The sequence below is a fragment of the Pseudomonas sp. Marseille-Q5115 genome (assembly GCF_916618905.1).
Classification (GTDB): Bacteria; Pseudomonadota; Gammaproteobacteria; order Pseudomonadales; family Pseudomonadaceae; genus Aquipseudomonas; species Aquipseudomonas japonica_A.
In genome coordinates, this window is record NZ_CAKAKI010000001.1 from 237,986 (window position 1) to 251,873 (window position 13,888).

At 62.2% G+C, this 13,888-nt stretch carries 7 protein-coding genes; 5 read left to right on the forward strand and 2 right to left on the reverse strand.

Annotation, left to right across the window (positions count from 1 at the left end):
- Window positions 1-292 precede the first annotated feature (292 nt).
- The 5 genes from ptsP (at window position 293) to LG385_RS01165 (ending at window position 9,054) form a co-directional block, all read left to right on the forward strand.
- Window positions 293-3,157 (forward strand): phosphoenolpyruvate--protein phosphotransferase, encoded by a 2,865-nt coding sequence (ptsP, locus tag LG385_RS01145; RefSeq protein WP_225771790.1) that lies wholly within the window; start codon window positions 293-295, stop codon window positions 3,155-3,157.
- Entirely contained in the window at window positions 3,157-4,113 is a 957-nt protein-coding gene (pfkB, locus tag LG385_RS01150; RefSeq protein WP_225776144.1) for a 1-phosphofructokinase, read from the forward strand. The genes ptsP and pfkB overlap by 1 nt, the downstream gene beginning before the upstream one ends.
- On the forward strand, window positions 4,110-5,840 hold the full coding sequence (locus LG385_RS01155; RefSeq protein ID WP_225771792.1) for a PTS fructose-like transporter subunit IIB: 1,731 nt from the start codon (window positions 4,110-4,112) through the stop codon (window positions 5,838-5,840). The genes pfkB and LG385_RS01155 overlap by 4 nt, the downstream gene beginning before the upstream one ends.
- 98 nt (window positions 5,841-5,938) lie before the next feature.
- On the forward strand, window positions 5,939-7,492 hold the full coding sequence (locus tag LG385_RS01160) for an alkaline phosphatase D family protein (protein ID WP_225771794.1): 1,554 nt from the start codon (window positions 5,939-5,941) through the stop codon (window positions 7,490-7,492).
- Window positions 7,493-7,695: 203 nt separating this feature from the next.
- Complete coding sequence (locus tag LG385_RS01165) at window positions 7,696-9,054, forward strand: Fic family protein (RefSeq protein ID WP_413247347.1); 1,359 nt, start codon at window positions 7,696-7,698, stop codon at window positions 9,052-9,054.
- A 150-nt stretch (window positions 9,055-9,204) separates the two neighbouring features.
- Here LG385_RS01165 and LG385_RS01170 read toward each other — a convergent pair whose 3' ends face one another.
- Window positions 9,205-11,556: a PepSY domain-containing protein gene (locus LG385_RS01170; protein ID WP_225771798.1), complete on the reverse strand. Its 2,352-nt coding sequence runs from the start codon at window positions 11,554-11,556 to the stop codon at window positions 9,205-9,207.
- 89 nt (window positions 11,557-11,645) lie between these two features.
- Window positions 11,646-13,874, reverse strand: coding sequence for a TonB-dependent receptor (locus LG385_RS01175; protein ID WP_225771800.1), 2,229 nt, complete (start codon window positions 13,872-13,874; stop codon window positions 11,646-11,648).
- Window positions 13,875-13,888: the final 14 nt, after the last annotated feature.

The window sequence follows — 13,888 nt, forward strand, 5'->3', positions numbered from 1 at the left end:
GCCAGACCGCATTGTCGCCGATCCTGGCCCGGAGCGGCAGGGCCACGTATTCGATACTGCCCGACGGCGGGCTTTCCATTGCTGAGCGAATTCGAGTAACGTTCGCTGCTTGATAGATTAAACGTTTCAGCTTGAGCGTCCGCGATGAAATGCTGTCCTGCGGGTCTCAACTTTAGCGGCACGCCGCAGCGGTAGGGCGGGGCATTGCTCACCAATGAGAATAGCCTCGCGAACTGAAACACTCACAACAATACCTGAGCGCCCGTCCAGCGGCGCATGAAAGGAGTCAGGCATGCTCGAGCTCACCTCAGAGCAGATTTCCATGGGGCAGGCTGCCGCCGATAAACCTGCCGCGTTGCGCCTGCTGGCCGAGCGGCTGGTCGCCGATGGGCTGGTTGCTGAAGGTTACCTGCAAGGCCTGCAAGACCGGGAGGCGCAAGGTTCGACCTACCTGGGCCAAGGCATCGCCATTCCCCATGGCACACCCGCTACGCGTGATCAGGTATTCACCACCGGCGTGCGGCTGTTGCAGTTCCCCGAAGGGGTGGAGTGGGGCGACGGCCAGCAGGTGTACCTGGCGATCGGTATCGCGGCCAAGTCGGATGAACACCTGCGCCTGCTGCAACTGCTCACCCGCGCGTTAGGTGAAACCGACCTGGGTGAAGCGCTGCGCCGTGCGAGTACGCCTGAAGCACTGCTCAAGCTGCTGCAGGGCGCGCCCCAGGCCCTGGCCCTGGATGCCCAGATGGTAGGGCTGAGCGTGCCCGTCGAGGATTTCGAAGAGCTGGTATGGCGCGGCGCTCGCTTGCTTCGCCAGGCCGATTGCGTGAGCTCAGGCTTTGCTGGCGTATTGCAACAGCTGGCGCCTTTGCCGCTGGGCGAGGGCCTGTGGTGGCTGCATAGTGAGCAAGGTGTGAGCCGCCCCGGCCTTGCGTTTGTGACCCCGGAGCGGCCGCTGGCCTACGAAGGGCAACCGGTGAATGGGCTGTTCTGTCTCGCCAGCCTGGGTGAGGCCCATGAGGCGCTGCTTGAGCGGCTATGCGCCCTCTTGATTGCCGGTAGAGGTGAAGAGCTTTTCCATGCCGCCAACAGCCGCGCCGTGCTCGAAGTGTTGGGCGGCGATGTTCCACCGGATTGGCCCAGCGTGCAGGCAACCCTGGCCAATGCCCATGGCCTGCACGCGCGCCCCGCAAAAGAACTCGCACAGTTGGCCAAAGGCTTCGAAGGCGAAATACACGTGCGCCTGGTAGGCAGTGGCGAAGCGGCTGTGTCGGCCAAAAGCCTCAGCCGCCTGCTGAGCCTGGGTGCCCGTCGCGGGCAGGTACTTGAACTGGCGGCCGAACCTTCCATTGCCGCCGATGCCTTGCCTGCGTTGTTGGCAGCCATCGAGCAAGGGCTGGGCGAAGAGGTGGAACCCTTGCCGGTTGCCACGCCCGACGCGTTGGAAGCAGCCCCGAGTGCGCGCGTCGATGTTCCTGCCCCTGCGGCGGGCTCCATCCTCCGCGCCGTGGCCGCGGCGCCCGGCATCGCCATCGGCCCCGCCCACGTGGACGTGCCACAACACTTTGACTATGCACTCCGCGGCGCGTCCCCGGCCGCTGAACAACAGCGGCTGGAAGGCGCTGTCGGCGCGGTGCGTACAGACATTCAACAGCTGGTTGAGCGCGGCGCGGCGCAGTCGATCCGCGATATTTTCATTACCCACCTGGAAATGCTCGATGACCCGGCCCTGACTGAGGAGGTTGCCCAGCACTTGCGCCAGGGGGACAGCGCCGAGGCCGCGTGGGTAACCGTGATCGAAACGGCCGCCAAGCGCCAGGAGGCCTTGCACGATGCGTTACTGGCCGAGCGCGCCGCCGACCTGCGCGACATCGGCCGGCGGGTACTCGCCCAACTGTGCGGGGTAGAAGCCCGCCGGGCCCCGGATGAGCCGTATGTGTTGGTGATGGACGAAGTAGGGCCATCCGACGTCGCCCGCCTGGACCCTGCCCGAGTGGCGGGCATCCTCACCGCCCGTGGCGGCGCGACCGCCCACAGCGCCATTGTTGCCCGCGCCCTGGGCATTCCCGCGGTGGTGGGTGCGGGCGAAACCGTACTGCGCATCGCCCCGGGCACCACGCTATTGCTTGACGGCCAGCGCGGCCTGGCGACCGTGGCCCCGGCCGAAGCGGTGCTGGTGCGTGCCCGTACCGAGCGTGACGAACGTGCTGCCCGGTTGGCGGCGGCGGCCGAGCGCCGGCATGAACCGGCGGTCACGCAGGACGGCCATGCCGTGGAAGTGTTCGCCAACATTGGCGAGGCGTCGGCCGTGGCCAAGGCGGTGGAGCAGGGGGCGGAAGGTATTGGCCTGCTGCGCACCGAGCTGATTTTCATGGCGCACCCGCAAGCGCCGGACGAAGCGACTCAGCGCGCCGAATACCTGCGCGTGCTCGAAGGCCTGGAAGGGCGCCCGCTGGTGGTGCGCACCCTGGACGTAGGCGGCGACAAGCCGTTGCCTTACTGGCCTATCGCGGCGGAAGAAAACCCCTTCCTGGGCGTGCGCGGCATACGGCTCACGCTACAACGCCCGGATGTGATGGAAACACAACTGCGTGCCCTGCTGCAGGCCGGGCAAGGCCGCCCGCTGCGCATCATGTTCCCGATGGTGGCCACCACTGAAGAGTGGCGCCAGGGGCGGGCCATGGTGGAGCGCCTGCGCCTCGAACATCCGGTCGAGGATTTGCAGGTGGGCATCATGATCGAAGTGCCTTCGGCCGCGCTGCTGGCGCCCGTGCTGGCCGCCGAAGTGGACTTCTTCAGCATTGGTACCAATGACCTTACCCAATACACCCTGGCCATGGACCGCGGCCACCCTACGCTGTCTGCCCAGGCGGATGGGCTGCACCCTGCCGTGTTGCAACTGATCGACATTACCGTGCGCGCCGCCCATGCCCATGGCAAGTGGGTAGGCGTGTGCGGCGAGCTGGCCGCCGACCCCGTGGCGGTACCGCTGCTGGTGGGGCTTGGTGTGGACGAGTTAAGCGTGTCGGCGCGCAGCATCGCCGAAGTGAAGGCAGGCGTACGCGCCCTGACCCTGACCAAGGCGCAAGCGCTGGCGCGGCAGGCACTGACAGCCGCGAGCGCGGGCGACGTACGTGCCCTGGTGGAGAATGCATGATGGCAAGGATACTGACGATTACCCTCAACCCCGCCCTGGACCTCACCGTGGAGTTGGCAACCCTGCGAGTTGGCGAGGTGAACCGTGGCGACGCACTGCATGTGCACGCTGCCGGCAAAGGCCTGAATGTGGCACAGGTATTGGCGGACCTCGGCCATGAACTCACCGTGACCGGCTTTCTGGGCGATGACAACAGCGCACGCTTCGAAACGCTGTTCCGCGAGCGCGGCTTTACCGATGCCTTCGTTCGAGTGCCCGGCGAAACCCGTCGCAACATCAAGCTGGCCGAACGCGACGGGCGCGTGACCGATGTGAACGGCACCGGTCCTGACGTATCCCTGGAGGCCCAGGCGCACTTGCTGGCACGGTTGCCCGATATTGCCAAAGGGCATGATCTGGCGATCGTGGCCGGCAGCCTGCCGCGCGGCGTGAGCGTGCAATGGTTGCAGCAACTGCTCGACACTTTGCGCGGGCTGAATATCCGGGTAGCGCTGGACACCAGCGGCAGCGCGCTGAAAGCAGGCCTGGCGTGCCAGCCCTGGCTGGTCAAACCCAACACGGAAGAGCTAACCGAAGCGCTTGGCGCCTGCGTCGAGAACCTCGCCCATCAGGGCACTGCCGCCAAGGCGCTGCATGCCCGCGGTATCGAGCACGTGGTGATTTCCCAGGGCGCCCAGGGCGTGAGCTGGTTCCGGCCTGGCCTTGCCCTGCACGCCTTGCCACCCACGGTGGCGGTAGCGAGCACGGTAGGGGCCGGGGATTCGCTGTTGGCGGGGATGGTCCATGGCCTGTTGACCGAGGCTAGCGCAGAGAACACGCTGCGCACCGCTACCGCCATTGCCGCCATGGCCGTGACCCAGATCGGGTTCGGCATTGCTGACCGCGCTGCGTTGGCCGGGCTGGAAAGCGGGGTGAGCGTTCGCCCCCTGGCAACTGTCGAGGAGGTGTCGCCATGAAGCTCGCCATTATCACGGCCTGCCCGAACGGGCGTATTTCCAGCGTGCTCAGCGCTCGCCTGCTCGATGGCGCCGCCCAGCGCAGGGGCTGGAGCACCTGCGTGGAAATCTACGACCCGCAGCATCCGGAACGGCACCTTTCGCCGCTCAACATCGAGGAAGCGGACTGGGTGCTGGTGGTGAATACCGGCCCGGTGGACCTCGGCCGACTGCGCGGCAAACGCGTATTTCAAAGCACGCCGGCTGAAGCGCTGGGCAATGTGGACGTCTTCCTCGACCGTGCGATGGCCGAGGCAAGGCCCTTTGAGCCTGGCGCCGAAGCCCCTGCGGCCAGCGCCGCCGAGCAGCCTCGGCTGGTCGCGATCACCGCGTGCCCCACCGGCGTAGCGCATACGTTCATGGCCGCCGAGGCACTGCAACAGGCGGCAACGCAGCTGGGCTATTCACTGAAGGTTGAAACCCAGGGCTCGGTGGGCGCGCGTAACCCGCTCAGCGCCGAGGATATAGCGGCGGCGGACGTGGTGCTGCTGGCCTGTGATATCGAGGTGGCCACGGAGCGTTTCGCCGGCAAGCGGATTTTCCGCTGTGGTACCGGTATCGCCCTCAAGCAATCCAAGGCCATGCTGGACAAGGCCCTGGCCGAAGCGCGGGTGGAAGGTACCGCAGCGGCGGGTGGCGCCGCGCCTGCCAGCCAGGAAAAACGCGGCGTGTACAAACACCTGCTCACGGGCGTGTCCTTCATGCTGCCGATGGTGGTGGCCGGTGGCCTGTTGATCGCGCTGTCGTTCGTGTTCGGGATCGAGGCCTTCAAGCAGCCGGGTACGCTTCCGGCAGCCCTGAAACAGATCGGCGATGCCGCGTTCACGCTTATGGTGCCGTTGCTGGCGGGCTACATCGCATGGTCCATTGCGGACCGCCCCGGCCTTGCCCCTGGCCTTATCGGTGGGCTATTGGCGAGCACGCTCGGCGCTGGCTTCATCGGCGGCATTCTGGCGGGCTTTATTGCCGGGTACAGCGCCAAGGGGATCACCCGGGCGGCGCGCCTGCCGGCCAGCCTGGAATCGCTCAAGCCCATTTTGATCATCCCCTTGCTGGCGAGCCTGTTTACCGGCCTGGTCATGATCTACGTAGTGGGCGCGCCGGTGGCCGGTATGCTCCATGCCCTCACAGACTTCCTCAACAGCATGGGCACCACCAACGCGGTGCTGCTGGGCATTCTGCTGGGCGGCATGATGTGCGTGGACCTCGGCGGCCCGATCAACAAGGCCGCGTATGCGTTCTCCGTGGGGCTGCTGGCCGGGCAGACCACCGGCCCGATGGCAGCGACCATGGCCGCCGGGATGGTGCCGCCGATTGGCCTGGGCCTTGCCAGCCTGCTGGCGCGCAGCAAGTTCGCCCAGGCTGAAAGAGAAGCGGGCAAAGCGGCGGTCATTCTGGGGCTGTGCTTCATTTCCGAAGGCGCCATCCCGTTTGCCGCCAAGGACCCTCTGCGGGTTATCCCGGCTTCGATGCTGGGCGGGGCCCTTACCGGCGCGCTGTCGATGTACTTCGGTTGCAAGTTGGTAGCGCCGCATGGCGGTTTGTTCGTGCTGTTGATTCCCAACGCTATCAACCACGCCCTGCTGTACCTGCTGGCAATCGTGGCGGGCAGCCTGCTGACCGCAGTGGTGTACGCGTTGCTCAAGAAAGCCGAAACGGCCCCCTTGGTAGTACCTGAAGCTGCATGAACCACGGCCGGCCTGGGCGAGCCTGGGCCGGCCGTACATGTTGCTGTCATCTTTGTGCCGTTAATTAGGCTCCTTCATACCCCAGGAAGGAGCGCCCCATGAGTGAATTCCCCATTGCCCGCCGTCGCCTTCTCCAAGGCGTGGGCGCAGGCTTGCTGCTGCCTGGCCTCGCACCGGCGGTGCTGGCATCGGTCAAGGATCGGCCGCAGCTGACCGATGGGGTGCAGTCGGGCGACCCGCTCGGTGACCGGGCCATGATCTGGAGCCGCTGCGACCGCCCCGCCAAACTCGTGGTGGAGTGGGATACCCGCAGCGTGTTCAGCCAGCCGAGGCGGGTGACCTCGGCGTTGGTAGATGCCAGCAGCGACTTCACTGGCCGCGTGGAATTGACCGGCCTGCCGGCGGGGCAGGCGATTTTCTACAGGGTGTGGTTCGAAGATGGCAACACGGGTGTAGCCAGCGAGCCATGGTTCGGGCACTTGCGCAGCGTGCCTGCCCAGCCGCGAAACATTCGCTTCGTGTGGAGCGGCGATACCGTGGGGCAGGGCTTCGGCATCAACCCGGACATCGGCGGCATGCGCATTTATGAGGCCATGCGCCTGCGCCTGCCGGATTTCTTTATCCACAGCGGCGACACCATTTACGCTGATGGGCCCGTACCGGCGCAGCTCACCACCGAAGACGGGCGCATCTGGCGCAATCTCACCAGCGAAGCCAAGAGCAAGGTGGCCGAAACGCTGGGCGATTACCGCGGCAACTATCGCTACAACCTGATGGACAAGAACGTGCGCCGCTTCAACGCCGAGGTGCCGCAGATCTGGCAGTGGGACGACCACGAAGTGGTGAATAACTGGTCGCCTAGCAAGCAACTGGATGAACGTTACCGCACGCGCGACATCCAGCAGCTGGTGGCGCCGGCACGCCAGGCCTGGCTGGAATATTCACCGATGCGCCCGCAGCAGGGCGACGGCGGACGGCGGGTTTACCGGCGTATCCCGTACGGGCCTACGCTGGACGTATTCGTTCTGGACATGCGCAGCTACCGTGGCGGCAACGATGCCAACCTGGGAGAAACCCTGAATGCTGACAGCGCGTTCATGGGGCGCGAGCAACTGGATTGGCTCAAGGCAGAATTGGCCGCATCCCGCGCACAATGGAAGGTGATCGCCGCCGACATGCCGATTGGCCTGGGTGTGCCTGATGGTGAGGTAAGCCCCGGGGTAGGGCGCTGGGAAGCGATCGCCAACGGTGACAACGGGCCGGCCAAGGGGCGAGAGCTGGAGATGGCCGAACTGCTCGGCCACCTGCGCCAACAGCAGGTGAAGAACACCGTATGGCTGACGGCCGACGTGCACTACTGCGCCGCCCACCACTACCACCCCGATCGCGCGGCGTTCCAGGATTTCGACCCGTTCTGGGAGTTCGTGGCGGGCCCGTTGAACGCTGGCAGCTTCGGCCCCAACCCGCTGGACCTCACCTTCGGCCCTGAAGTGGTGTTTCAGAAGGCACCTGCGAAACAAAACGCCTCGCCCTTTGCCGGGTACCAGTTTTTCGGCGAAGTAAACATCGAAGCCCAGAGCGGCGAGCTTACGGTCACCCTGCGCGACCTGGACGGCGTGGCAGTGTTCGAGCAGAGATTGCAACCCGCGTGAATCAGTAGCCTCCCTGATTGCGCAGCTGGATGCAGCGTCGACCGCCTGTAAAGGCGGAAGATCCCACTCCCACAGCGCTCCAAAACCACCTACGGCCCAAGCTTGTAGCGCCGAGTCTGTTCCCAAATCACTGTCTCAATTTTCTAGAAAATTGAAATGCTATGCCTTACGCTGTCTCAAACCGAGGGATTTTTGAGATGAGCTTGATCAAATCGCCACCACCGCCGCTGGGTAACCCCTTCAGTGTGCTTCTGGAAAAGTATCCGGGCCGGCTAGGGGAGTACATGGAATTTAGCCATCCCCTTGACTCAAAGGGTCGGTATCTTCATTTCGACAGATTTAGGTTCAAGGTCAAGAAGGATATCGATGTAGAGCTTGCTTGGTCTATTACGAAGATGGCTAGGCGGCAACAGCTTTCACCGATATTAGAGCTGGGTGAGCCTCCTCGGATGTGTAATTTTTTATATACTCCCGCTACTCATATGGCTATATCGGCATGCGACCAGCATACAACCACAGCCGCTTTGGAATGGATGTGCTCTAATATTGATGAACGCAAGCATATACAATATTTGTTGAACGATCTCGTTGAGGACGAAGCTATAAGTAGTAGTCAGCTTGAAGGCGCCGCAACTACAACAAAGGCGGCCAAGGATCTACTAAAAAGAACGAAAGGGCCTAGAACTCCTGACGAGAAAATGATCCTGGGAAATTTCAAAATGATGAACTGCGCATGGGAGGCGCGTAACAAAGATCTTACGTTGGAATTGATAGCCGAGTTTCATCAGACGGGGGTGGAAGGCATTGATGATGAGAAATACCATCCGGGAGAATTCAAGACTGACGATGATGTGGTCGTTGGGGATGGGAGCGGGGGTATCGCTCATCAACCGCCACCGGTGTCGAACCTTGACGGCCGCTTGGCTGCGGTCATTGAGTGGATAAATTTCAATCATACGGATATGAACACCAAGCATTACATTCACCCTTTGGTGAAGGCAATCGTCATCCACTTCATTATTGGCTACGAGCACCCATTTAATGACGGTAATGGCCGCGTAGCGCGAGCACTTTTTTATTGGTATTTGTTCAAGAGTGGCTTTGGTGCTTTCAGGTACATCGCTATCAGTTCGTTGTTAAAGTCTGCGCCGATACAGTATGGAAAGAGTTATCTATATACCGAAACCGACGACATGGATCTGACCTATTTTATAGATTACCAATGTAGGATTATCGTCAGAGCGGTAACGCAATTCCGAACTGCATATGAGAAGGCAGTTGAAAGCATGGCGAATTTCAATGCGTTTCTCTATCAGTCCGGGCTGTATTCAAAACTTTCTGAGAAGCAGAGGGTGGTATTCAATGTCGCGAAATCAGGAGTTGCGCAGGAATTTACCATAACAAATGTAAAAGAAAATCTGGGGTGCGCCTATAATACGGCGGCCACGGTGCTGAATGGCCTTGTTGACCTGAAGCTTTTTAGCAAGAAGAAATATGGTAATGAGTGGGTGTTTTCAATGAACGATGCTAGCCAGATTGTTAGCGGTTGGAAAACCGTATGAGGGCCAGCAGCAACCTACTCCGATCATTCGTTGCAGGCCCGGCCAAAGGCTGCATGCCTTAGGCCCTGTAAGTGGTATGTCAAGCAAGCACCGCCCCTATACTCCAGCCTACCCAGTTCTAGGGCAGTGCCTGCTTCTCAGAGGCAGGTATCAGTACACATCCCGCCGATACCGCCCACTGGCGATGAGCGCATCTGCCTCGGCGTCGCCCAGTACTTCACGCAGGGCGGCGTCCACGCCCTGGGCCATGCCTTCCAGGCTGCCGCATACATAGATCGAGGCGCCGTCTGCTACCCAATGGCGAAGGCCGGTGGCGGCCTCTCGCACCACATGCTGCACGTAGCGTTTCTGCGCTTGATCGCGGGAGAACACTGTGTCCAGGCGAGCCAGGTCGCCACTGGCGTGCCAGCCCTTGAGCTGGGCCTCATGGAAGAAATCCGTGGCGCTGTTGCGCTCGCCGAAGATCAGCCAGGTGCGCCGCTGGGCAGCCTCCATACGCGCCTTGAGCAGGCCCAGCAAACCGGCCAGCCCGCTGCCGTTACCGATCAGGATCACCGGCCGGTCATCCTCTGGTAGGTGGAAATTGCTATTGCGCCGTACCCGGGCCTCTATCACGGCGCCCAAAGGCGCTGCTGTGGTGAGCCAACCGGAGCACACGCCCAGGCGGCCGTCGCTCAGGCTATGCTGGCGCACCAGCAGTCGCACGCAGCCTTCGCTCGGCAACGACGCAATGGAATAGGCCCGGGGTTGGGTAGCAAGCGCCTGGCCTGGCGGCAGGATTTCCACTACGTCACCGGCCTGCCATGTGGCTTGCGCAGGCGGCGCGAGTTCCAGTTCGAACAGCGGGGCGCCCGCACTGCCGGGGTTAAGCAATGTGCGCTGGGCCAGCCGCCACTGTCGCCATGGGGCCGGCCCTGTTTGTGTGGCGTCGGCCGCGCAATACGCCGCCAGGTTAGTGCTCCATTGCTCCAGGTTCGCGGGGCTGCCGCTGTCCACCTCAACCGTTGGGAACAGCGCCCGCGCGCCTTGGGCGTCGAGCCAGCCTGCGAGCCTGCGGCCAAAACCGCAGAAGTTTTGGTAACCCCGGTCGCCGAGCGCCAACAGGGCATATTCCAGTTGCGGCAACGGCCATTGGCGTACCGCCAACTGCTTTTCGAATAGCCGAGCCGAGTCCGGGGCCTCGCCGTCGCCGAATGTGCTCACTACAAACAACGCCCGTTGCGCGTTTTTGAGGTCGCTCTCGCTTACGGCCGCCAGTGCTACAACGCGTGCGCCCTGGCCTCCGGCCTGCAGCCTGGCGGCGGCCTGCCATGCGAGCTGTTCGGCGAAGCCACTCTGGCTGGCAAACACAACAAGCCAGCCTTCCCGGTGGCCGCCCAGCCCTTGCTGGCTGAGGCGGATGTGGCGCTTGTTGCGTCGGCGGTCCAGGTACAGCAGCCAGCCGGTGATGAAAAACAGCGGCATGCACAGGCTGGCCGCGGTCATCAGCAGGCGGCCGGGCAGGCCGAAGAACGCGCCGGTGTGTACCGCGTAGTTGCTCGAAAACAACTGCTCCCCAAGTGGTTTGTCCGCATAGCGTTCATGCTTGAGCACCGCGCCGGTGACCGGGTTGAGCACCATCTGGTTGAAGGCACGGTCATGGGGTGAAGTCGTCAACAGATAGAAGCCATTCGCGGGCTGGCCGGGCGCTGCCGGCAGGCGCAGGTTGATGCTGCTTGTGTGGGGGCCACCGGCCTGCTGGATCGAAGCCCAAATCGCATCCCAATTCACTTGTGGCGCGGGGCCCGGGGCAGGGCGGCCTCGGGCTTCGCCACCGCGTTGCGCTATCACCGTACCGGTCAGCACGCGGGAGGCCCCATCGCGGAACCAGTCGTAAGACCAGATCAACCCGGTAACAGCGGCTATTAGATAGAACAGCAAACACCAGGTGCCCGCCACGGCGTGCAGGTCCCAGTTGAAGGCCCGGCCCTTTTTCGCCCAGTTGAACGTGAGCCAGGTACGCCAGCGCAGCGGGTTTTTCGGCCAGCGCAGGTACAACCCGGAGAGGCAAAAGAACAGCAGCATCAGCGTGCAGGCCGCGGTGATTTGCTTGCCGGTTTCACCGATGGCAAGGAAGCGATGCAGCTGCAGTACAAAGCCGAAGAAACCTTGGCCCACTACGCGGCCTTGCAGCTCGCCGGTGTAAGGGTCGAAATACCGCATGGGCCCGCGCCGCTGGCCGGGCGCCGGGGCATAGAAGGCCTGTGACGCTTTGCCGGTGCCGATATGCACCCACATGCCGGTGACCTTGCCGGCGCCCTCGGCTTCAAGCCGCTGCACCAGTTCGGAAGCGGGCAATAGGCCTGTTTCCCGCTCCTGTACTTGCGAGGTATCAGGGTTCAGCGCCTGCAGTATCTCTTCCTGGAAGGAATACAACGCGCCGGTGAGGCCCATCAGTGAAAGCACCAGGCCTGCGGTAATACCGAATAGCCAGTGAAGTTGAAAAATGGTTTTCTTGAACACGACGCCTGCCTGCTGGCTGCAATTTGCGAATGGCCCGAACAGCAAAAACCCCGCTGACCGAAGTGAGCGGGGTGGTTCGCCGGGTTGGCTTAGAAGTGGAAGTTGGCGCTCATCAGCGCTGCCCGGCCCGGTGCAACGTGAGCATAGTGCGTGGAGAATACCTGGTCGAAGTAACGCTTGTCGGTCAGGTTCTGCACGTTCAGTTGCAGGTCTACATTTTTGGTCACGCGGTATTTAGCCATTGCGTCGTAGCGCCAGTAGGACGGGACTTCCACGGAGTTCGCTTCGTTACCGAACCGTGAATCCACGAAGGTCGCGCCGGCACCAATGGTCAGTTCCGGCATGATGTCGTACGTGGACCACAGGTTGAACGAATTACGTGGCGTGCTAGGCATATGGTTGCCCTCGTCGGCCTCGTTCGTGGTTTTTACCAACTCGCTACGCATGTAGGTATAGCCGCCATACACCTTCCACTGCTCGGTCAGTTTGCCGCTATAGGTCAGCTCGATGCCGTCCACCCGTTGCTTGCCGTCCAGCACTTGGTAAGTCGTGTTGTCGGGGTCGGTGACTCGGGCATTGGTTTTATCGGTGCGGAACAACGCGGCCGTCAGCGACAGGTTGTCGTCGAACAGGTCCCACTTGGTGCCGATCTCGTAATTGCGGTTACGTTCCGGATCGAGATTGCTGTTCGCGGTGCTCAACTCCAGCCCACCGTTACCGCTGGTTTCGCCTGCCGGGTTGCTGGAAGTGGACCAGGCGGCATAGATGCTGCCGTTAGGCATCACGTTGTAAACCACGCCCAGTTGGTAGTTCCAGAGGTGGGTCTTGTTCTCGCGCGAGAAGGTGCCCGCCGGAGAACCCCGACCGCCTGTAGAGTAACCGCTGGATTTGGTTTCGTAGTCGTCGTAGCGCAGGCCCGCGTTGACCGACCATTGCTCGTTGAACTTCAAGGTATCGAACACATAGGCCGCAGACGTTTTGGTGTCTGTATCGGTGTACGCCGCGCTGTCGGTGATGGTCCCGTTCCAGGCATCGTTCGGCGAGGGATTGTTCAAACTGGTGCAATCGCCCGCTGGGATAACACCCGTTCGGCAGTTCGAAGTGTTTGAAACCACATACGCGCGGTTATGGGTGTCCTGATAGCTCACTTCCACACCGCTGTTCAGTGTGTGCTCGATAGTGCCGGTGTTGAAGCGCAGCGTCATGTCCGTCTGGTTCACAAACCCTTCAGACGTGGAGTTACGGCTTTTCGGCGAACGCGATACCAGGCCCGCAGCGACGTTGCCACGGCTGTCATCGGGGTTGGTGACGATGTAGTCGAGGGTGGAGCGCGACATGCGGAAGCTGTTACCGATGGTCACGTTTTCATTGAGGTCATGCTCGATGCGAACGGTACCGCTGTCGTTGGTGCTCTTCTTGTAGTCCCGGTCGTCGAGCCCGTAGAAGTTGCTTTTGCTTACATCCGCAGGCTTGTCGACGTGGTACTTGGAACGGTTGGCGCTCGAGGTCAACGGAATGCCGTAGTCGGGCATGTCGTCCGTGGACAAGTGGTAGTAGCCCACGGTCAGGCGGGTGTCAGTCCCCAGGCCAAACGCGAACGAAGGCGCAAAGCCCCAGCGGCTGACATCCACATCATCGCGGCCAGCCACGTTGGCCTCATGCTTCATGAGGTTCAAGCGAAACGCCGAGGTGTCGGTCAGCTGCTTGTTGACATCGAGCACAGTGCGCTTGGTCTGGTCCGAGCCCCAAGTGAAGCCGCCGTTATAGGCGTCGCCGAGCTTCGCGGATTTGGTAATCAGGTTAAGGCTGCCGCCGGTAGAGCCTGCGCCGGTATAAGCCGAACCTGGCCCCTTGCTCACTTCCACGGACTCTACGTTGAAGATCTCACGGCTTTGCGCGGCTACGTCGCGCATGCCGTCCACGAACACGTCACTTTCCGCGCTGAAGCCACGAATGATCGGGCGGTCGGCTGCGGGGTTGCCGCCTTCACCGGCCCCGAAGGTAATCCCGGGGGTGGTTCGCAACGCCTCGGTCAGTGAGGTAGCGGCAGTGTCTTCGATGACTTGGCGAGGAATCACCGTGACGCTTTTAGGGGTTTCGCGCAGGGGAGCGGTGTATTTGTTCGAAGCCGAGGTCTCGGTTTTGTACGAGGTTGTATCCGCCTTCTCGGTAACCGAGGTAGCGCCCAGGGTGACCGCGTTGTCTTCAGTTTCCGCGGCTTGCGCCATTTGCGCGGCGGAAAGGGACGTAATAGCGACCCCGACTGCGGAGGCAATCAGCCGTGGCGAGCCTTGGAATGGTTTAAAATGGCGTGACATTGGATTCCCTCCCC